Annotated in this window: 22 protein-coding genes; 9 read left to right on the forward strand and 13 right to left on the reverse strand. The window is 47.6% G+C overall.

Going from position 1 to position 19,164, the window contains the following annotated elements; all coding sequences use genetic code 11:
* The first annotated feature begins 11 nt into the window (after positions 1-11).
* A complete protein-coding gene (locus tag WBL83_RS19520) occupies positions 12-1,091 on the forward strand; it encodes a DUF2817 domain-containing protein (protein ID WP_424590754.1) in 1,080 nt (359 codons plus the stop codon).
* On the opposite strand, the gene WBL83_RS19525 is transcribed toward WBL83_RS19520, so the two are convergent.
* Positions 1,088-1,861, reverse strand: a complete 774-nt coding sequence (locus WBL83_RS19525) for a HalD/BesD family halogenase (protein ID WP_424590672.1) — start codon at positions 1,859-1,861, stop codon at positions 1,088-1,090. The genes WBL83_RS19520 and WBL83_RS19525 overlap by 4 nt on opposite strands.
* Positions 1,862-1,960: 99 nt before the next feature.
* On the opposite strand from WBL83_RS19525, the gene WBL83_RS19530 reads away from it, so the two are divergent.
* Positions 1,961-2,869, forward strand: a complete 909-nt coding sequence (locus tag WBL83_RS19530; RefSeq protein WP_424590673.1) for a LysR substrate-binding domain-containing protein — start codon at positions 1,961-1,963, stop codon at positions 2,867-2,869.
* A 278-nt stretch (positions 2,870-3,147) separates the two neighbouring features.
* Here WBL83_RS19530 and WBL83_RS19535 read toward each other — a convergent pair whose 3' ends face one another.
* The 3 genes from WBL83_RS19535 to WBL83_RS19545 all read right to left on the reverse strand — a co-directional run bounded on the left by WBL83_RS19535 (position 3,148) and on the right by WBL83_RS19545 (position 4,234).
* On the reverse strand, positions 3,148-3,357 hold the full coding sequence (locus tag WBL83_RS19535; protein WP_064518165.1) for a CsbD family protein: 210 nt from the start codon (positions 3,355-3,357) through the stop codon (positions 3,148-3,150).
* A 105-nt stretch (positions 3,358-3,462) separates the two neighbouring features.
* On the reverse strand, positions 3,463-3,753 hold the full coding sequence (locus tag WBL83_RS19540) for a hypothetical protein (protein WP_424590674.1): 291 nt from the start codon (positions 3,751-3,753) through the stop codon (positions 3,463-3,465).
* A gap of 241 nt (positions 3,754-3,994) precedes the next feature.
* Positions 3,995-4,234, reverse strand: coding sequence for a regulatory protein YcgZ (locus WBL83_RS19545; RefSeq protein ID WP_424590675.1), 240 nt, complete (start codon positions 4,232-4,234; stop codon positions 3,995-3,997).
* A 491-nt stretch (positions 4,235-4,725) separates the two neighbouring features.
* Between WBL83_RS19545 and WBL83_RS19550 the strand changes: the two genes are divergently transcribed.
* Complete coding sequence (locus WBL83_RS19550) at positions 4,726-5,469, forward strand: MerR family transcriptional regulator (RefSeq protein WP_424590676.1); 744 nt, start codon at positions 4,726-4,728, stop codon at positions 5,467-5,469.
* 89 nt (positions 5,470-5,558) lie between these two features.
* Here WBL83_RS19550 and WBL83_RS19555 read toward each other — a convergent pair whose 3' ends face one another.
* Positions 5,559-5,783, reverse strand: a complete 225-nt coding sequence (locus tag WBL83_RS19555; RefSeq protein WP_424590677.1) for a hypothetical protein — start codon at positions 5,781-5,783, stop codon at positions 5,559-5,561.
* Positions 5,784-6,130: 347 nt separating this feature from the next.
* Here WBL83_RS19555 and WBL83_RS19560 point away from each other — a divergent pair, with 347 nt between their 5' ends.
* Complete coding sequence (locus WBL83_RS19560) at positions 6,131-6,379, forward strand: biofilm development regulator YmgB/AriR family protein (RefSeq protein WP_424590678.1); 249 nt, start codon at positions 6,131-6,133, stop codon at positions 6,377-6,379.
* A 662-nt stretch (positions 6,380-7,041) separates the two neighbouring features.
* Entirely contained in the window at positions 7,042-7,965 is a 924-nt protein-coding gene (locus WBL83_RS19565; RefSeq protein WP_424590679.1) for a manganese catalase family protein, read from the forward strand.
* A gap of 116 nt (positions 7,966-8,081) precedes the next feature.
* On the opposite strand, the gene WBL83_RS19570 is transcribed toward WBL83_RS19565, so the two are convergent.
* The 3 genes from WBL83_RS19570 to WBL83_RS19580 all read right to left on the reverse strand — a co-directional run bounded on the left by WBL83_RS19570 (position 8,082) and on the right by WBL83_RS19580 (position 11,821).
* Positions 8,082-8,852 carry a hypothetical protein gene (locus tag WBL83_RS19570; protein ID WP_424590680.1) on the reverse strand — a complete coding sequence of 257 codons (771 nt, stop codon included), beginning with the start codon at positions 8,850-8,852 and terminating at the stop codon, positions 8,082-8,084.
* A 1-nt stretch (position 8,853) separates the two neighbouring features.
* On the reverse strand, positions 8,854-9,051 hold the full coding sequence (locus WBL83_RS19575) for a hypothetical protein (RefSeq protein ID WP_424590681.1): 198 nt from the start codon (positions 9,049-9,051) through the stop codon (positions 8,854-8,856).
* Between the two features lie 238 nt (positions 9,052-9,289).
* Entirely contained in the window at positions 9,290-11,821 is a 2,532-nt protein-coding gene (locus WBL83_RS19580; protein WP_424590682.1) for a penicillin acylase family protein, read from the reverse strand.
* A gap of 252 nt (positions 11,822-12,073) precedes the next feature.
* Here WBL83_RS19580 and WBL83_RS19585 point away from each other — a divergent pair, with 252 nt between their 5' ends.
* The gene (locus WBL83_RS19585; protein ID WP_424590683.1) at positions 12,074-13,435 is read left to right on the forward strand and encodes an HdeD family acid-resistance protein; all 1,362 of its coding nucleotides are present in this window, start codon (positions 12,074-12,076) and stop codon (positions 13,433-13,435) included.
* 27 nt (positions 13,436-13,462) lie between these two features.
* Here the strand turns inward: WBL83_RS19585 and WBL83_RS19590 are convergent, their stop codons facing one another.
* Both WBL83_RS19590 and WBL83_RS19595 read right to left on the reverse strand, forming a co-directional pair.
* Positions 13,463-14,023, reverse strand: a complete 561-nt coding sequence (locus WBL83_RS19590; RefSeq protein WP_424590684.1) for an NlpC/P60 family protein — start codon at positions 14,021-14,023, stop codon at positions 13,463-13,465.
* Between the two features lie 195 nt (positions 14,024-14,218).
* Entirely contained in the window at positions 14,219-14,722 is a 504-nt protein-coding gene (locus WBL83_RS19595; protein ID WP_424590685.1) for an ESA_00282 family adhesion-associated protein, read from the reverse strand.
* A 102-nt stretch (positions 14,723-14,824) separates the two neighbouring features.
* Between WBL83_RS19595 and WBL83_RS19600 the strand changes: the two genes are divergently transcribed.
* Together WBL83_RS19600 and WBL83_RS19605 are read left to right on the forward strand one after the other, a co-directional pair.
* Positions 14,825-15,223, forward strand: a complete 399-nt coding sequence (locus WBL83_RS19600; protein ID WP_424590686.1) for a hypothetical protein — start codon at positions 14,825-14,827, stop codon at positions 15,221-15,223.
* Positions 15,224-15,228: 5 nt separating this feature from the next.
* On the forward strand, positions 15,229-15,615 hold the full coding sequence (locus WBL83_RS19605) for a cytoplasmic protein (protein ID WP_424590687.1): 387 nt from the start codon (positions 15,229-15,231) through the stop codon (positions 15,613-15,615).
* Between the two features lie 4 nt (positions 15,616-15,619).
* On the opposite strand, the gene fucR is transcribed toward WBL83_RS19605, so the two are convergent.
* The 3 genes from fucR to exbB form a co-directional block, all read right to left on the reverse strand.
* Entirely contained in the window at positions 15,620-16,351 is a 732-nt protein-coding gene (gene fucR / locus WBL83_RS19610; protein ID WP_424590688.1) for an L-fucose operon activator, read from the reverse strand.
* 132 nt (positions 16,352-16,483) lie between these two features.
* On the reverse strand, positions 16,484-16,909 hold the full coding sequence (exbD, locus tag WBL83_RS19615; protein ID WP_424590689.1) for a TonB system transport protein ExbD: 426 nt from the start codon (positions 16,907-16,909) through the stop codon (positions 16,484-16,486).
* A gap of 4 nt (positions 16,910-16,913) precedes the next feature.
* Entirely contained in the window at positions 16,914-17,648 is a 735-nt protein-coding gene (gene exbB, locus WBL83_RS19620) for a tol-pal system-associated acyl-CoA thioesterase (RefSeq protein ID WP_424590690.1), read from the reverse strand.
* A 188-nt stretch (positions 17,649-17,836) separates the two neighbouring features.
* On the opposite strand from exbB, the gene metC reads away from it, so the two are divergent.
* Entirely contained in the window at positions 17,837-19,024 is a 1,188-nt protein-coding gene (metC, locus tag WBL83_RS19625; RefSeq protein WP_424590691.1) for a cystathionine beta-lyase, read from the forward strand.
* Positions 19,025-19,164: the final 140 nt, after the last annotated feature.

Consider the following 19,164-nt stretch of genomic DNA (forward strand, 5'->3'; position numbering starts at 1 on the left):
TGTCAGCGAATATTCCATTACCGGATTATACCACGCAGCGATCACGTTTTATTTCCATGGCGCAGACCAAAGGCGGGACGCTTCATTCGTATCCGCATCCACTTAGTGGCCAAAAGGGTGAATCACTTTTTACCGATGTTGCACTTTTTGGCAGTGAGACGGCCTCACGTTTGATGCTTGTGATTTCAGGTACGCATGGGGTGGAAGGTTATTACGGTTCCGAAAGTCAGATTGCCTGGTTGGCGGGATTTGAAAAAGAACAGTTGCCTGCGGATACCGCGCTGGTGATGATTCATTTGCTTAATCCCTGGGGAGCAGCCCACCTGCGACGCGTGAATGAAGATAATATCGATCTCAACCGTAACTTCATCGATTTTTCGCAACCCTTCCCCAGCAATCCCGATTATCTGCGCTGGCACAATATCTACTCCGGTGAGCGGGCGCAGTCCGATAAGCAACTGATATCAGCGTTGTCCACCGAAGGGTGGCCCGCGCTGAAGCGGGTAGTCGAAGCTGGACAATATCAAAATCCGACGGGTTTATTTTATGGTGGCAGCCAACCAGGCTGGTCCTATAAAACCATGCAAACCATCATTGAACGCCATCTCAGCATAGCTCGAACCATTATCAGCTTTGATCTGCATACCGGTGCCGGAGCCTGGGGCCATCCGATGCTGCTTTCTGTTGCCGAGCAACAGTATCCCGCCCACGCGTGGGGCAAGAGGATCTATGGGGAAGCACTCACGCTGGTGTTTACCGCTGCAGGCCGCGACAGCGCTACTGGCATAGCGGCATCAGCAACGGGTTATTTGTCTCAGTTTCTGCTCAATGCGCTGCGTGACACCCATATTCTGCCGCTGGTAGTGGAATGTGGAACCTATCCCGCAGAAGAGATGCATCGACGTTTACGTGAGGATCACTGGTTACATCTCACCGGCGATCCTGCCAATGTCGAGGGCCAGGAAATCAAGCGTGATTTAGTCGAAGCCTTCTGGCCCGCCGATGAGGACTGGCGGGCTCTGGTGGCATTCCGTACTCAGCAATTCTTTGCGCGTGGGTGGCGTGCGTTACTTAACGGGTCGGACGATTAAAGGCGGCCATAGAAGGTCATGCGTGCATTTTCTGACAGTGCGATGCCTGGTTTAGTGTTGTAAGCCAGAACCACCAACATTCGCGTCACCTCACCTTCGGTGGGTGTGACGCGATGTAGCGAATTACGGCCGCGGAATAGCACCAGATCGCCAGGATCCATCGCCAGTTGATCCACCGCACGACGCTCATCAAGTACTTCCCCCACGCCGTCGTAATTCATCTCTCCGGCATCTGCATCACGCAAATCCTTCACATATTGAAAAACTCCGCCCGCCAGTGGTTTTTGTAACAACAAGGTGATGGCGAAAGATGAGTTATCAAAGTGCCAGCCCAATTCCTTACCGTGCGGTGCGTAGTGAATATTGATGGATGAGAGGGGATCAGCGTAGGGATAGAGAGCCGTTTCGCCCAATACATCGCAGAGAAACGACTGAAAATGATCATTATTGTAGAGCGCGCGCAAAGGCGAATCTCTGGCAATCAAATCATCGGTAATACAACCCTTGGTGCTGACGATGTCGCGGTTGCGAGGATGTTCAGCACTGAATTCCGGGTCGGTTTTCATCAGGTAGGCATTATGGTTGCTGGAAGTGTGATAAGCCTGATGGCACTGTTTTTCGGCCTCACCGATAATGGCATTCAGGGCTGCGGGTTGCAAAAACCGGCGTAGTACCAGCACACCATTGGCGTTCAACTGCTCCCGGCAAGAACGGCGCCAGGCGATATCATTAATCGGGTGCGCATCGAGACTAATAATGGATTCAGGCATATGTGCAATTCTCATCGTTAGCAGGTGTGATTTCACTGTAATCCCCTGCGCGCTGAGTAGATAACGATAAATACTTAATACCTTGAAAAGGAAATATTAATGCCTGCACCCCAGCTGCGATTACCCAAAATCAGCCTGATCAACTCGTTCAAAGCGGCGGCTGAATTGGGAAGCCTTGCAAAAGCGGCAGCTCAGTTGGCCCTCACCCCTGCCGCGGTTAGCCAACAAATTCGTCAGTTGGAGGAACAACTAGGCAGCGCTCTTTTTGTCCGCACCCCCAACGGCGTGATGCTGACCGAAACAGGCAAAGAATATCTACGCTATGTCACTGAAGCCTTTGATATTTTGCTTCTGGGTCAGCAAAACCTTCGCTATGCCGCTGCAGCCCCACGATTAACGCTCTACACGTTGCCTTCACTGGCAACCAAATGGCTACTGCCTGAGCTACATAACTGGCGTGCCCGCACCCCGGATGTTGACCTGGCGTTACACGGCACCCATGCGCAGGTAGATTTCAACACCATGCATGCCGATTTTGTCATCTGTTTTGGTGAAGAACGCTACGCCCAACTGGAAAAGAAGTTTTTATTTCACGACGAGGTGCTACCTGTAGCCAGCCCGAAACTGATTGCGCGTTATCAGGGGCGGGAGCTGTTAAGCGAAGCGCCACTGATTCATCTCGACTGGGGGAATGAGGGGCGTTTTCTACCCAACTGGCGTGACTGGTTTCATGCTAAAGAGATGGAAGAACCGGAACCGCAACCCTCCTTTATCTTTAATCTCACTTCACTGGCACTGGATGCAGCTGTTGCAGGCGCGGGGGTGATACTTGGCCAGCGGAATTTGATTGCCAATGAACTCGCATCAGGCACGCTTGTCATCGTGGATGAGCTCAGTCTTCCGCTCAGTAAGCCCTATTTTCTCGCATGGCCTCAACGAACCCTGAGCCAACCTGGAAGTAGTCAGCTTATTGCCTGGCTAGGAGAGCTTGCCGGAACGGATAGTTAATCAACAAGCAGCCCTTTCGCCTGGAGTGACATTGCCTCTGAACGACAAACTACCCGTTTGTTATTCCACACGCTAATATATATCGCACCAAATAATGCTGGTGTTAATTTAATGAGCAACGTTAAAGCATACCGAGGCTTTATGGTCATTCAGATAAAATAAGTTTGCTGCAGAGAATAGTCGGTTTACGGATTAGTGCAGAATTAATTCAGATTTGAAAAATAAAGGCGTTAACAGGTATTGCTTACGGCAGCCTGTTCAGGCTGCCGTAGAGAAGATTACCACTTATAGCGATTATCATCTTCCCAGGTTTTAAGCTCTTTCTCGGCCTGGTCTTTATTATAACCATAGCGCTCCTGAATACGGCCAGCCAGTTGTTCACGCTTGCCCTCAACCACATCCAGATCATCGTCGGTCAACTGCCCCCACTTCTCTTTCACTTTTCCCTTAAATTGTTTCCAGTTTCCACTGATACGATCTTCGTTCATGAAGTGACTCCTTATTACCGCCGTAGCGGTATGAATGGTGATGGGTGATACACTTTAATTTTAGACATGAATCGAGAAATTGCTGCATGAAGCCTTAAATATAGATTATTCCTGGACGATAATATTTTGGACGACGCTGTGGTTATATTCTGTGTGAGCCGCAATGTCCTGCTGTGAAGGAACATAATCCTTGCTGATCACGTACTCTAGCGCCTGAGCATATATTTCACGAAGGATGCTGTGTTCATTTTTTTCCATCCAGGAAAGTAATTCAAACACCACATCCTGTTCAGCAATGTAACCATGCTGAGCTAATAAACCAGCCTCAATCGCTTTGACTATATCCCGAGTCCCTGAAGGCAGATGATGTAAATTATCTGATAATGTCTGAATCATAATGGACTCCGGTTGAAATTAAAATTTTGTTTATCATCAAAATGCTGTGCCAACTGGCACCTGTTATTCAGGTTTTTATATTAAGACACGCATCTAACTTATCATCAGATATGGATTTTTCCACAGAGTGTTACTGCGAAGATTACAGTTTTCGCATCATGCTACAATCTATTTCCCTTCATCTCTGACAATGCAAAAAATTCAGAACTCATCATTTAGTACAGGACTCGTTATTAATGCATTACCGAACAAAAAGATATCCAACCAGAGTCTGATAAATGGCTTGTTCTTTTTTGCAAGAAGCCCGCTCTAGCTGGCTTAACAGCCTGGTGCACAGTGTTCTCCGGCTCAAACGCTGCCCATCATTAAGTAGATCCCTGACCACTTTACCCATCACCGCCTGCTCGGATGGCTCATTCACGGCAGACATAAAATCTGCCACGGATGCATTGATGGAAGGATTGTAAGCGCCCTGTTGCATATAAGCTTCTCTTTTACTGCCAGTAGTTAAGTTTTGGTTAAAGTTAAATGCACATGCTCGTTTTGTACAGGCAAAGTTGTACAATTTTTTAAAAATTAATATCGCATAAAGGTAATGCGATTTAATATCAATTAGTTACGTTGATTGTGAATTTTTAAAAACTGTACACCATTACGTTCTGAACTTAACAACCTCCTGCCGCTATTGTATTCACAGTACTTGTTTTCAGTAGCCTGGTACTGGTCATAGCGGAGCAATTTTTCTGGTTACTGGAAACTCAGAAAAATCCTATAATGTTGAAAGTATGAGAAATTTTTATGAGTAAGCGGTGCTGGCAATGCACTAAACGCCCGATGTTCTGCCTTCTCGCATATCATCTGAGTTTGTATACATATAGGAATAAGATTAAATTAATGTTGTACAGTCTCGACTAAGTTGTACAATGTTTTTGGAAGTTTTAAACAAGGATGGCATACCTTTAAGGGGGACTTATGGCTTCTTACAGTATCGGTGATGTGGCAGACAAGTGCGGAATTAACCCAGTGACTTTGCGCGCCTGGCAACGCAGATATGGATTGCTCAAACCCCTGCGCAGTGAAGGCGGGCACCGCCAGTTTGATGAAGCAGATATTCAGCGTATTGAAGAAATTCAACGCTGGATAAAGTCAGGGATATCGGTAAGTAAGGTAAAGGCGATTCTTGATACAAACCAGGGGGCTTTAGATAAAGGTTGGGTAACACAACAGGAAGAGTTGATCAGTATTTTAAGGTGTGTGCGCCCGGATGCTCTACGTTGCAAAATTGTGGAATATAGTCAGCAATTTGATGCTGCGACTCTGATTGATCACGTCTACATTCCCGTTCGTCAACGGCTTGGGTTCGAACAAAATACGGTGCGCAATATTTGTGGTCTGCTCGATGGTGCACTGATTGAATATGTTGCAAACCAGCTCATTTTATCCCGTAAACGGAAGGGAAAACCTGCCCTGCTGATAAGTTGGGATGATCCCGACCGGACTCGTTTGTGGCTTGAAGCATGGCGCCTGTCCACTCAGGGCTGGCATATAGATATTCTGGCAGAACCCGTTGAATTACCGCGCCCCGAATTCTTCCCAGGTCACCATATATTTGTATGGGCCGGAAAACTCATTACCGCTCGTCAGAAAGAACAGTTGGAATACTGGCGTGAACAGGGTTACTCAATCTTCCATCACGACCCAGAATTAACCAGTTGACCACCCTACGTGAAAATTTAACGCGGCAAGGGTGGTAGCATTATAAAATAATATTTACGCTATCCGGCAGAATTAGTTAAAGTAATTTTTTAGCTGTAATAACCAATTATCTGCTTGTATAGATCAGCAAGAATAGCATTAGGCTCACGCTTCATTTTATTAACAAGTGCCATTTTAAGACTGTCACGGGTTACCACCTGGTTTTTGATCAACAATTCCTGTTTAACAGAAATAAGCAGCGCTGAATTAGCCAGAAACTGCTCTGGAATACAGTGAACCACCTGATCATGCATCATATCGGCCATCTGGAACATCAACTCTCTTTTGTTAAATGAGCAATAAATGTAGTTGCGATAATGCAAATTGTACAACAGCGATAAATAAAAAAATCCTTGCTGACAATCCCGGCAAGAATAAATGATTAAACAGATAAAAAATGAACAAACATGTCGAAAAGTAACATTAGAAATACATTACGCTAATTAATCTATCAGCATGATTTATCGTCATAATGCTAAATGAAAATTGTCGGGTAAGAAAAGCCCGCTTGAGAAAATAAAAAGTTAACAACTTGTAAATTACTTGTTTTTAAACTACCTTGAAATGGCTGCATCAAAACAATGCAGATATTTATTCCTGCAACACTATTTTAGAGAAATGAATGATATTACCCCATACAGATTTTAAGCCCGCTCTTCCTCAGTCAGAAACACCTCTTCCGTATGAAAATGAACATATGGCCTTGAGAACCATTACTCAGCAACTCATGTCATCCAAAGCCTTAGTGACCAATAAAGACATTATAATTAAACTCATTGAACTTCTGGAAACAGAAAAGTGTGATGTGCAGAAAGACATTTTTAGGAATGTTCTGGAAAGCTTGCTACGCACCACCCCGGATGATCTTTAATTTTAATCATTTTTCTCAGGGAGTGAACTCCCACCACCCTCTTTTATATGCATTTTGAGTGATTAAACCAGAAAGAAAAATTTAAACCATAGACCAGCAAGATAATAGCTGGTCTGACACAGACTCAGGATCCAATCAAAACTCTCATCACCGTGCCATTAAATAATTTTCGTGACTCTTTTCTGACCTCAATAATATGGCAACGCGAGTGTTAATTTTCACAATATCATTTCCACTGAATTGCCATAAAGCGGCTTAGTGACACTTTAAGACTATTCTATTTTGCTTTTAAAACAGTTTCACACTTTTTCCTCTTTCTTTTTATTTTCATCAATTTCAATGATTTACAATCGCATCAATATTTAAACACTCGAAGCAAAAATTTGCTGGACGGACGCTAACAGACTTTAGCGAATTCACCATCAGCAAAGTTGTGCCAGGCTTAAACACCGCACAGGCAAGATGCATCGCATTTTTCATTGGCTATAGGGAAACCTGCCAGAGATAAAGAACAGTCCATTTGAAAATTTATTTATTCATGACCTGTCTGATATTGACTGCGCAGATAAGGAAATTATTCACGCCAGTGAAGCCGACAAAAAATGACGCGTGACCGGCCACAGAGCTGGCACCTGTTACCTTTTCCTTAATCGGAGTGAGCTATGTTCAGACATGTAAAACAACTGCAGTATACCGTTCGTGTTGCGGGTCCTAATCCGGGCCTCGCTAATCTTCTTCTTGAACAGTTCGGCGGCCCCCAGGGGGAACTTGCAGCTGCGTGCAGGTATTTTACTCAGGGACTGGGTGATGAGGATCCGGGACGTAAAGATCTGCTGATGGATATCGCCACAGAAGAGCTGAGTCACCTTGAGATTATTGGTTCTCTGGTTGGCATGCTTAATAAAGGCGCTAAAGGTGACCTTGCAGAAGGCGCGGAAAAAGAAGGTGAGTTATACCGCAATATCACTGGCAACGGTAATGACAGCCACCTGACGTCGCTTCTGTATGGCGGCGGCCCTGCGCTAACGAATTCCGCAGGCGTGCCGTGGACAGCGGCCTATGTCGATACCATTGGCGAGGTGACAGCTGATTTGCGATCCAATATCGCTGCTGAGGCTCGGGCAAAGATCCTCTATGAACGCCTGATTAATGTCACGGATGATGTGGGCGTGAAAGATGCACTCGGTTTTCTGATGACTCGCGAAGTGGCGCATCAGATGTCTTTTGAAAAAGCGCTGTACGCTATCAGCAACAATTTCCCGCCAGGTAAACTCCCTCCAGTGGAGAAATACGCGACGGTTTATTACAACATGTCCGAAGGAAACGATGTCCGCGGCAGCTGGAATTCAGACGAGAACTTCACCTATGTGGCACAGCCTGAACCGGCTGTTGATGGTGGAGATGGGACGGCTAGTGTCACGTTATCCGCAACTCAGAAAGCGAATCTGGAAAAACTGGCAAACCGTACGGCCTCTGACCCTGGGGTAAATCCAGTCACCGGGACTGACCTTGGCAAGGTACCTCCGGTTGAAATTGAACCAGCAGCGCAGAAGAAATCCGGAAAAGCCAAATCAGCTAAAAAATAATATCGGGCGGCCCTGTGGCCGCCATCCCTGTAAAATCTGCACAGACCCCATTTTCCCCTCCACTAACCACAACATTAATGTCGAGAAAGGGTTTGTATCCTGGCCTGGAAACTGGCTCAGTCTATTTTCTCAGGATGCTGCTCCATTGCCAGCGCGCTGGCACTGGCGGGATCAAACAGGGAAAGACTCTCAATTTGACCCAGTATAATCACCCTTCTGAATTCCATTGCACTCCTGGGCTCTGAATCAAGAGTAATGTCATGTTCTGCATACCACTTACTGTAATTATGCTCGATACATAAATTCATTTTCTCACCATCACGATAGCCGCTCAGCATCGGGATCAGCACGATATTTGCCGTCTTTTCATACTCCAGAGTCGCCGTATGTATCATCCCTACATAAATCCGCCTCGACTTAAGCGTCACCAGCGCCAGCTCACCCTCTTCCATACACTGATACAGGAGTTGTTCGATACCGCTCGATTGCGCCAGGCGTTTATACAGCTTTTTCCTGCCGTCACCATCCAGTCTGGCGCTGCCAGCCCAGTTAGAACGATAGAGACAAAATAATATGGCAAATGCCAGCATAATAACGACCGGAGCCTGAATGCCGAGAAAGCTCCAGTTCATAAACTCAATTTGCCAGTTGGCATAGTGCTGAGGTGCAAGGTGGAAAGTATTAACGCCGACTGACAAGCCGAGCAACAGCAACCAGATCAGAGCAGTTGCGAGCACGCCTTGCAGGACGAAAATACAGCCATACAGCGCGACAAGAAAATAGACATCCCAGCCGAAGGAGCGCTTGATTTTAAAGCGTGTAGACAGGTCGCGACTGGTGTACCAGTAACCGCAAACCATTAGCACCATGAATATTGCCGTTCCCATGTTACGCCCTCTTCAGAGCGTTAACATGACGCAGGAAGTCTTGTCGTACCTCTTTGCTTTTAAAGTTAACCGAGGCGTAACCGTCCTGGTCAATAATAATCCGGTCACCATCCTCCAGGGCTTCGATAATTTCCTGATGACTGATGACCTGTAGCAACGACTCCGGGCTTGAGAAAATCGACATAAAAAAATGGCGCATAACAAGACATCCTTATTAAGGTAAAGGATAAGTCTGGTTGATTAATGATGGTGCTGCCTTAAGGTAATACTGAAAATCCTCAACTTTCATTCACGCAGATTCAATGTGGTATAGACCAGACAGCTGGCGGAGGAGTTGAAGGTGTGATGAGGCGCAACAAAGAAGAAATAGCCGTTGTTTAAGCTAACAAAACACCCGTCTAACAGACGGGTGCATGCTTTTAATCGATTACCCCCTGCTACTCAACCTGAATAACCTCTTCACTTTCTTTATGTGCACTGACCTCGTCAGGGGTGAGCCACAGCGGTTTTCGGCCAAAGGTTTTATACATCTCAAGCTGGTCGCGATAGTGCTTCGCAGGTGTACCGTCAGGTGCGACAAACCCACTTTGCCCGGGTGCAACCACATCCCACGCCTGCACTTCCTCACCCTGCGCGCCAAACACAATCATGTCGTTTTCTGTGCCACGGTTTTGATACTCCGCCTGGTGCACCGCTTCATCGGCGTTTGCCTGGGGAACACCAAAGAAGTTATTCGCTCTGAAGGTCAGCGGCATCGCAGGCGTCTTCCAGCTTGCCGGTTGGGTGCCATAGCGTTGTGAAAGTTGTTGCCAGGCTTCTTGCAGAGCGTTTCTGACAACCTCATCCTGCGACTTTCCACCAAAGATATCGACCGCCTGCGGAACGGGCGAACGCGTACCTTGTAATGCTTCGTAGAGAATTTTGGCACCCACGCTGATATTCATAGAACCCGTTGGGCCATCCTGCGTCGTTTCATAACCGCTGGCGCTGTACCATTTGTTAAACGGCGCGGGAACCGCAGTGACAACCGTTTGTTTTAGCATGCTGGTCAGCCAGGCGTTTAAGATCGCCGAGCCTGGATGCTGCCAGGTTTTGTCATCCGTATTCATTTGATTATTACCATTCCAGCTCGCAAGCATGTCGGCAAGCTGGCGGCGCGGATCGTTGGCTGGCAATTCCTGAACCGCATGCTTTATGGATGGCAGGAATAAACGTAGATTCAGATCCTGCCGACTGGTCTTCGCAATAATGCCCCATGCCTGCTCGTGAGTGAGTTTCGGCTGTTCATCGATAAGCTTTTTGATCTCATCAACTCGATCCGCCCCTCCCCACAAGAAAGCAAAAAGATCCGATGCCGGATAACCCTCTTCTGGCGCATTGTTCCAGTTAGCGATGTAGCCCGATTTCGGATTGTAGATTTGCGGATTGCTGGCGAATGGCAGGATGCCATCCCAGTCCCATTCACCCGTTCCGGGAACCGGCAGGCGAGGATCGTGACCAGGTTTACGCTGCGGATACGCACCTGTATGTACATAACCGATATTTCCTTGTTTATCAGCATAATACCAGTTGATGGTTAGCGCCTGCTTTGCCGCTTGATTCGTCCACTGCGACCAGGTTTTGGCCTGCATCTGATGCGTCCAGGCCAGCAATGAAGCGACTTCTTTGCCTTCCCAGGCGCGGGATTTTGCATACGCCGTGGAGGTTTGCGGATCGTTTTTGATAACGTTGCCGTGAACCGTTCGGTAGATAGTGAAAGAAACCGGTGCGCCATCCTTCACATTAATGATTTCGCTGCGGCTGAGCATTTTCACCCACTGCCCTTGATGCTGGTAATAATCAGGCCGTTTGGCATCGAGTTTCTCGGCGAAGATATCGACATCATCGCCAAAGCCTGCGGTCGCTCCCCAGGAGAGGGTTCCGTTATGGCCAAACACCAGGCCCGGATAGGCAAATGGCGTGTTGCCCACCACATCGTAGCCTGCGCCGTGCAGGCCAATTCCATAAGTATATGCCGGTGCGTACCAGCCAAACTGCGGCCCATTAACCATAATGGCCTTTGCATCCGCCGCTTTTGCCTTGCCGATGACCCACATATTACTGGTGGTAGGAAAGCCCGCGAGGCCATTCGCGCCACTACGTTCAAACTGATCTTCGATAACCTGTTTATTTTGCTCATGGCTCAGCGCCAGCAAAGCACCATCATTGCCTTTTGCCAGCCTTTCAAGCATCGGTGGAGTCTGGTCGTAGCGCGGTAAATTGTAGGCAAGCTGCGTGGCCTGATTTGTGAGCTGATACGGATAGCGATGTTCGGCAGGTTCGATGGTGGTTGCGGCTGAAGGGTTAACTAACCATTTGATTTGGTTGAAAACCCCCATGCCTTGCTTTTCACCATATTTATCTTTCAGCGCGTTATAGAGCGCAAGGTTATCAATTTCACTGGTGCTGTCAGAGAAACGGTTCGCCATCGTGCCAACGAAGATCATCGCCACATCAAAAGGCTGCCAGTGCTGCGGTTTAAAGCCGAGCGTAGAAAACTCTTTTGGCAGTAGTTTGCCGGGATCGGCATTAATCTTATCGATCCAGGCGTTCATGCCATCGGCATAGCCCTGAAGGATCGCTTTTTCTTCGGCGGGTAATGCATCAATCTGGGCCTGAATACTGGCAGGCCAATAGTTAAGCCGGATGTCTTTATCAAACTCGAGATACTTTTGGCCCAGCACTTCTGCGACGATTCCCTGCGTGCTGCGGCGTGCCATTTCCATTTGAAAAAGTCTGTCCTGCGCCACGACGTAGCCATAGCCATAAAACAGATTTCGGGTGTCGTTGGCATAAATATGGGGAACGCCATATTCATCACGAATGATTTTTACTTCCTTGTTTTGTTCCGCTGCCGTCCCTTGCGCACTCCATAACGCAGCCACTCCTGTCAGAAAGCAACTCACTACAAGGCCATTTTTATTTTTCATTGTATCCTCTTACGGATGAAAGACTCGCAAAACGATACTAGCAATGGAACTGGCATTATCCATTTCAAACGCTCAGTTTTGGATAAAATCGTGAGCGTGGTAACTAATTTAATCATTCATCTTTTTCAGTTAATCATAAAAATATGAATCACGAATTATTACGCTACCTGATAATTTTTGTCATTGATGGTGATATCGGACTTGCACCAGGTGGACTATATATTGGGGGGAATGATTAACGGAAAAATCTCCATGATGCGGCTTACCCTGATCTTGCTCGGCGTTGATTTTCTGCGTTCTCACTGGCGCGGGCTGCGTCGTTTCGGCTGGATGACACTCATTGCTGGCGTGGTTATCTTTATTGATGCTTTGGATGGCTCGCTGTTCTTCCCTATCGAACCTTTTGCCTGTTTATTATTGCTCGAAGGCGGCGCAACCCTGATGGTTGCTCATAGCGGCATGGGCGGGCAGCGCATATTGCGCTACGTAAAAGGTGGCGTATTTACCGTTGCAGCATTGCTGATTTTAGCCGGTCAGCATGATGGTAACTTCGTGCTGGCGATGATCTTTGGCTTGTTGTTTTTATTCGATGGCGCTTTGCAAATCGCTTCAGCGGTGGTGGTGCGTTATCGCCGATGGCGACCCGCATTATGGGGAGGGATTGCCGAAATTTTGCTGGCGATATTTTTCTTCCAGCCCTGGCCGACGAACTACGTCGGGACGGTACCTTATTGCCTCGGTTTAGGTTTAGCGTTTGCGGGCTGGAACCTGTTTATACTCGCCAATCGTGTTAAAAATGCCGCAGAAAATCCGGGACTTAAAGGCTCGGTGTTTATGGAAGAAGCCGATCATCTTCCCCCAGACATCGTTGAGTGGGACGGCCCACCGGACGACGACGAAAAAGCACTGACTGTGCATGTCTGGACGCCCGTTGGCTCAGCACCCGGCGAGACCATACCCCGCCCAGTCATTAGCCGTTATATCGCCGCTGTCGATCGCAATGGCGTTATCTCAACGGGCCATGCGGCACTTGAATCCCCAGGCGGCGTTTACATAAGCCTCTATCCTGCAGAACTGATTGATCAGTCACCGGATGAGTTTGCTCGTCTGTTACGAGCCACACCGGAAAACAATGTACCGGGAGTTTTCCAGCCAGATTATGCGACCGAGTCCGCAAAGTGGTGCCCATCCACAAGAAAAGTACGCATCCGTAATTACAGCGAAGCGCGGCTTAAAGAATTTTGGCAAACCTATCGGCAGAATGATTCCTACAACCTGACCTACAGAAACTGTTCGAGTAGTGTTGCGCGCGCATTAGAAGCGGCACTTGAGGGGTCGGTCGGCAGGTTGTGGCAAAAGCGTGGATTCTGGGTGGCGATGGGTAAATTGATGTCGACACCCGAGCTGTGGGTTGCGTTGCAACTGCGCAAACGTGCCGAAACCATGGCGTGGACGCCGGGGCTGGTGCTGGATTATGCCCGCGCTTTGAGCATGCTTGCAGATCCGCGCCCAACCGGTTGGTTAAACACCACAGGGCGGGCGGTGAAAAAAATGCTCCGCCGCCGCATTGCCTGGGTAAAAGGCAAAAGCGGCGAAGAGGTGGCAAAAGATTAGCGTTAAATATCAGCTAATAATTGTTGTTTAACTCATCACATTCAGACGGCGTGCCGTTTCGTAATGATCAACCCAATAATGATTGGCGAGCGATGACATCGTGACACCCTCGCTGCTGGAAGCATGAATAAACTTATTATCACCAACATAAACCCCCACGTGGCGCATGCCTGGTGAAGTTTTAAAAAAGACTAAATCGCCGGGTTTAAGCGTTTCTTTGCTGACCTGCTCACCATTTTGGATTTGCTGTGTGGTCGTTCTTGGTAGTGACTTGCCAAACGATTCACTGAAGATATGCTGCATCAACGCTGAGCAATCCACTCCTTTGTGCGTCGTGCCACCAAGGTGATAACGCGTTCCTTTCCAGTTGGAATATTGCGACAGTATGGCCGAGCGAATATTACCGTCATCGCTACCATTAATTTGTTTTGTATAATTTTCTTTTTCAAAAAAACTATTTTTATGAGAAACAGATTTTGTTCCTATTGATGCAAATTCCTTTGGCATATTAAAAGCAAAGGAATTGGCACTAAACATTAAAGGTGCAACAACAAATATCAGGGCTACGAGATTTTTAAAACGAGGCATAAATAATATCTTTCAAAATAAGGCAAACAGACTATTACCTGATTAATGGCAACGTGACGAACAACTCCTTTTGGGTGAGCAAATAATAACCAGTGAGTGAAATTTAGCCACTCATAATTTAGTCCATTAATAGACACTGGCTATTAAACTTGAAAAAACAGCCTGATAGGAATTCAAGCTGAAAGTGAGGGGTGCTTAAACGTTGGCGAGATCGACCTCTGGACGCTGGTAATGCGGCCACACCAAAGCCACCAACTCGGGATAGGCATGCTGGCTGAACTCATCGAAACACTGGCGAAGATTGAGTACTTCAATATCGGCAAACGGGACTTTTTCACCTTCTGCACAGCGTTTGCGCAGGTTATCGTAATAGCGATAAATGGCTGAATTTAAGTCACTGCATCGCCGCTGGGCATTAAACAGTTCACGGTTCACACTCAACTCTTCGACTCTCATCTGCTTTATCGTGGCGTAGGCAAAATCCACATATTCATGACTGACTCGCCAATAATAGTCAGGCGTTATTTTCGAAATTAACTTTGCAAAGTAATCTTCTCGTTCATCGGTGTCAGAGAAATTTAATTTAGGGGAAGCTTGAGGGATTGGATTGACTCTGGCATGGGATTTTTCACGCATTAGCACCAATACGCCGCACAGCAACAACAGTATTAATACAATTGAATAAAAGACGCTTTGCATGAGGGCTCCTGTTTTTTTTATAGTAATTTTGAGGCAAACTAATGTCAACGCCACACGTGGTTTCTATGAACTTCATTCCGTTGATTTTAAAGGACATCTCAAATGCTGCCCAACAACCTGGTGCCAGTCATGCTTCCTGCATTGCAGGTTGAAATTACTCCATCAGCAGAAGATAGCGCCCTAACCGTAAATCCTCGGGATAATCTTTTAGATTTAGAGAAAACAATTCTCAGCGTCAATCATTACGCCGGGCAGGCAAAAAATACACTGCTTGAAGAAAACGATCGCCATTTAAAAGAGCGTTTATTTTGCGCGGTGAAAATTGAAGCCATGGTGACGGTGTTAAATGAACTTATAGAACAAGAAAAAATCAGTTCGGCCGATTTGCAAATGCTAATAGAAGATAAAAAATTGCAGATAAGTCAACATGCGCCGCAAATCTGGGTAAATCAGTTAACCCAGGAAAAAGGCTGGCCGATATTTTATTCCTTCGACGAGTAATCTCAATGTCAGATATACAATTACCCATTGTGCAGGATACCGTTTCAACAAACGATACGACGCCCGAGAACACTTTATTGCGTGATAATATCGCCGCGCTGGTGCTGATAAAAAATGAAAATATCGCCCGGTTTACGGAAGGAAATATCAATATTACTTCAGCACTTGTTGAGCAAAAGTGGCACAACCGCCATCAAATGCATCCTTATCGCGTGAAAGAAGAAATTTATGGGTCCGTGCTCAGTGAAATTCTCGCCCACCAGCCACGGATGAAAAATGCAATCCTCGCCCGGCTTGAGGCGGTTTATCAACAACTCAGAGATGAGGAAGCACAATCGCTGTCGCGGACTCGTGCTCTGCTGGAAGACAACTACAAAACGCCTTATTTATAAGGCGTTAAACTTTACCTGTAGCGAGTGAAGTCGCCTCGCCTTCCGTAATAATTTCAGTGATATCAACCCGCTCACCGATCCGTACATCGCTCACACGATCAAACTTGCTCTTGTCGATCAGCAATATCGACTGAGCTGAACGCTTAAGCAGCAGGGTTTTATATTCAGCATTCCAGCTGCGCGTGTCCCATAACGTGCCGTTGCTGTCGACCCCTTCGCAGGAAAACACAAACAGATCGATCTCCAGAGACTTAAGGTGTGCTGCGAGCGGGGCTTTGATATAGCAGGCATCTTTGCGTTGGAGTACGCCACCGGTACTGATGAGCTGGATCTGTTCACGCTTCCCAAGCTCATGGCAGATACGTTCACTGTTGGTAAAAACGGTGAGTGGAATATCCGGCAGCAAGCGCGCCAGATACCAGCAGGTTGAGCTGGCATCCAGCGCCACTACCATTCCCGGCACAATCCAGGCAAGCGCTCGGTGGGCGATATCCGCTTTACTGTTGAGATGGCTTTTCAGACGCGCCGTAAACGGGTCGCTGCTTTCATCGGCTCCGCGATTAATACGCTTTGCCCGCCCATGCTGACGAACAACTTTCCCCTGCTTTTGCAGCACGCGCAGGTCGCGCCGCACCGTTTCCTGGCTCACATCTAACAATTGCGCCAGTTGCTGTGTCGTCAGGTTATTGTACTGTTCGACAAGTTGAACCAGTTCCTGATGGCGTTCGGCTTTCATGACTATGTCTCCCGGCAATGCCTGCTGTGCCACTACGCTGACGGAGCGGCTATAGGTATGAAAAAGCGGCCTGCTGTTTAACCAGCAGACCGCTCAAAATGTTGATGCTCTTTTAGATGGGGAAACTCACGTTTACTGGGGTTTCGTAACTTCTTGCCCCACCAGGCCAATCTTCAAATATCCTGCCTGATGCAGCGTATCCATCACATTCATCATCGTTTCGTAATCAACCGATTTGTCTGCGCGGAAGAAAATCGTGGTGTCTTTCTTACCTTCCGTGGCAGCCATCAGAGCATTGATCATGCTCTCTTTGGTCACTTCGTCATTGCCAATAAACATGGTTTTGTCCGCTTTGACGGAGAGATAGACCGGTTTTTCAGGGCGCGGCTGCGGCTGGCTTGAGGACGCTGGAAGGTTAACCTTCACATCAACCGTCGCAAGCGGCGCTGCTACCATGAAGATAATCAGCAACACCAACATGACATCGATAAACGGTGTCACGTTGATTTCATGCATTTCGCCGTTATCGTCGTGGTTTTCGTTAAAACTCATTGCCATGGGATCAACCTACACGCAGTTTCTGAGCTGTACGTACCGGGCGAGACTGAGAGCTTGCAGCCAAATCCAGGTCACGGCTTTGCAACAGCAGAACCTGAGCGGCGACATCACCTAAAGAGGCTTTATAACCGCCAATCACACGGGCAAACACGTTATAGATAACAACCGCTGGGATTGCTGCAACCAGGCCGATAGCCGTTGCCAGCAATGCTTCTGCGATACCCGGTGCCACAACGGCAAGGTTAGTGGTTTGCGACTGCGCAATACCAATAAAGCTGTTCATGATGCCCCAGACGGTACCAAACAGACCGACAAAGGGTGAAATCGCACCGATGGTCGCAAGGAAGCCATTACCGCGTCCCATGTGACGACCTGCCGCCGCAACGCGACGCTCAAGGCGGAAACCGGTACGCTCTTTAATGCCTTCGTTATCTTCACTGCCAGTGGAAAGCTCAAGCTCATTTTGCGCTTCATTGATAAGCATCGTGCTCAGGCTTTTCGAATCAAAAGCGTCAGCCATTTCGCTGGCTTCATCCAGAGAGCGGGCATTAGCCAGTTGTTGCTGCTCACGCTTCAGACGGCGCTTTTGCGAGGTCAGCTCAACACTTTTGCTAAAGAAGATTGCCCAGGTGACGACAGAGGCCAGAATCAGGCCGATCATCACAATCTTTACCACGATGTCAGCATGCTGATACATGCCCCAGACAGAGAGGTCTGTCTGCATCAAATTATTCGTCACTCTTACTCTCCACCACGAAATATTACTCAAACTGTGCGCAATAATATCAAAACGACATCGAATTGATAGTAGTTCTCATTAGTATTTAAAGAGTGCCTGAAATTGTCCATGGATTCCTTGCGCTTACGCAGCAAAAGCATGATAAGTTAGATTTGGACATCCAGATGGGTAAACGGGGTAAAGTGAAGATGAGTAAAAAGCACATTGAAACGGCGCTGGTTAATGCCGGGCGCGATAAGAAATTCACCCAGGGTTCGGTTAACAGCGTCATTCAACGCGCGTCATCATTGGTTTTTGAATCGGTCGAAGCCAAAAAGCAAGCCACAGCAAACCGCGCGCAAGGCGAGCTGTTTTATGGTCGCCGTGGCACCCTCACCCATTTCTCGTTACAAGAAGCGATGTGCGAACTGGAAGGCGGTGCGGGTTGCGCGCTTTATCCTTGTGGCGCTGCAGCCGTTGCCAATGCGATTCTGGCATTCGTTGAGCATGGCGATAATGTGCTGATGACCGGCACCGCCTATGAACCGAGCCAGGATTTCTGTACCAAAATCCTCGCCAAACTCGGCGTCACCACCACGTGGTTTGACCCGATGATTGGCGCAGGTATTGCTGAACTGGTGCAACCCAATACTAAAGTTGTATTTCTGGAATCGCCTGGCTCCATCACAATGGAAGTACATGACGTTCCAGCAATTGTTCAGGCAGTACGCAGCGTAGCCCCCGATGCCATCATCATGATCGACAACACCTGGGCGGCGGGTATTTTATTTAAAGCGCTCGATTTCGGCATTGATATTTCGATTCAGGCGGGCACCAAATACCTGATTGGACATTCGGATGCGATGGTCGGGACGGCGGTGTCTAACGCCCGTTGCTGGGATCAACTGCGTGAGAACTCTTATCTGATGGGGCAGATGCTGGATGCGGATACCGCCTATATGACCAGCCGGGGTTTACGCACTTTAGGTGTGCGCCTGCGTCAACATCATGAAAGCAGTCTGAAAGTTGCCGAATGGCTGGCGCAACACCCGCAGGTTGAACGCGTTAATCACCCTGCGTTACCTGGCAGTAAAGGCCACGAGTTTTGGAAACGAGACTTTACAGGTAGCAGCGGCTTGTTCTCATTCGTGCTTAAAAAGCGCTTAAGTCATGATGAATATCAGCATTACCTGGACCATTTCCGTTATTTTAGTATGGCCTATTCGTGGGGTGGTTTTGAGTCATTGATTCTGGCCAACCAGCCGGAAGAACTGGCAGAGATTCGCCCTGCAGGGGGCATCGACTTCTCCGGTACGTTAGTTCGTGTGCATATTGGCCTGGAGAATGTTGACGATTTGATTGCTGATCTCGATGCAGGTTTCCAGCGTATTGCCTGAATTTTCCAGATGTGGATGCCTGAGAGGACAGTTTTTCTAAATTGATGATGATTTGTTGAGCCTATGATCAAGGTGTCGCAGGCCATTTAGCGTTACACTATGTTCTCAAAACACTATGTTCTCAAAAAAGGTACGCCGAA

Source organism: Buttiauxella sp. (assembly GCF_049686335.1).
GTDB lineage: Bacteria > Pseudomonadota > Gammaproteobacteria > Enterobacterales > Enterobacteriaceae > Buttiauxella.

Excerpts from the sequence above, each read along its gene's own strand:
- WBL83_RS19525 (WP_424590672.1), bottom strand. The coding sequence starts at position 1,861 with ATGCCTGAATCCATTATTAGTCTCGATGCGCACCCGATTAATGATATC.
- WBL83_RS19530 (WP_424590673.1), top strand. The coding sequence starts at position 1,961 with ATGCCTGCACCCCAGCTGCGATTACCCAAAATCAGCCTGATCAACTCG.
- WBL83_RS19535 (WP_064518165.1), bottom strand. The coding sequence starts at position 3,357 with ATGAACGAAGATCGTATCAGTGGAAACTGGAAACAATTTAAGGGAAAA.
- WBL83_RS19540 (WP_424590674.1), bottom strand. The coding sequence starts at position 3,753 with ATGATTCAGACATTATCAGATAATTTACATCATCTGCCTTCAGGGACT.
- WBL83_RS19545 (WP_424590675.1), bottom strand. The coding sequence starts at position 4,234 with ATGCAACAGGGCGCTTACAATCCTTCCATCAATGCATCCGTGGCAGAT.
- WBL83_RS19550 (WP_424590676.1), top strand. The coding sequence starts at position 4,726 with ATGGCTTCTTACAGTATCGGTGATGTGGCAGACAAGTGCGGAATTAAC.
- WBL83_RS19555 (WP_424590677.1), bottom strand. The coding sequence starts at position 5,783 with ATGTTCCAGATGGCCGATATGATGCATGATCAGGTGGTTCACTGTATT.
- WBL83_RS19560 (WP_424590678.1), top strand. The coding sequence starts at position 6,131 with ATGATATTACCCCATACAGATTTTAAGCCCGCTCTTCCTCAGTCAGAA.
- WBL83_RS19565 (WP_424590679.1), top strand. The coding sequence starts at position 7,042 with ATGTTCAGACATGTAAAACAACTGCAGTATACCGTTCGTGTTGCGGGT.
- WBL83_RS19570 (WP_424590680.1), bottom strand. The coding sequence starts at position 8,852 with ATGGGAACGGCAATATTCATGGTGCTAATGGTTTGCGGTTACTGGTAC.
- WBL83_RS19575 (WP_424590681.1), bottom strand. The coding sequence starts at position 9,051 with ATGCGCCATTTTTTTATGTCGATTTTCTCAAGCCCGGAGTCGTTGCTA.
- WBL83_RS19580 (WP_424590682.1), bottom strand. The coding sequence starts at position 11,821 with ATGAAAAATAAAAATGGCCTTGTAGTGAGTTGCTTTCTGACAGGAGTG.
- WBL83_RS19585 (WP_424590683.1), top strand. The coding sequence starts at position 12,074 with ATGATGCGGCTTACCCTGATCTTGCTCGGCGTTGATTTTCTGCGTTCT.
- WBL83_RS19590 (WP_424590684.1), bottom strand. The coding sequence starts at position 14,023 with ATGCCTCGTTTTAAAAATCTCGTAGCCCTGATATTTGTTGTTGCACCT.
- WBL83_RS19595 (WP_424590685.1), bottom strand. The coding sequence starts at position 14,722 with ATGCAAAGCGTCTTTTATTCAATTGTATTAATACTGTTGTTGCTGTGC.
- WBL83_RS19600 (WP_424590686.1), top strand. The coding sequence starts at position 14,825 with ATGCTGCCCAACAACCTGGTGCCAGTCATGCTTCCTGCATTGCAGGTT.
- WBL83_RS19605 (WP_424590687.1), top strand. The coding sequence starts at position 15,229 with ATGTCAGATATACAATTACCCATTGTGCAGGATACCGTTTCAACAAAC.
- fucR (WP_424590688.1), bottom strand. The coding sequence starts at position 16,351 with ATGAAAGCCGAACGCCATCAGGAACTGGTTCAACTTGTCGAACAGTAC.
- exbD (WP_424590689.1), bottom strand. The coding sequence starts at position 16,909 with ATGGCAATGAGTTTTAACGAAAACCACGACGATAACGGCGAAATGCAT.
- metC (WP_424590691.1), top strand. The coding sequence starts at position 17,837 with ATGAGTAAAAAGCACATTGAAACGGCGCTGGTTAATGCCGGGCGCGAT.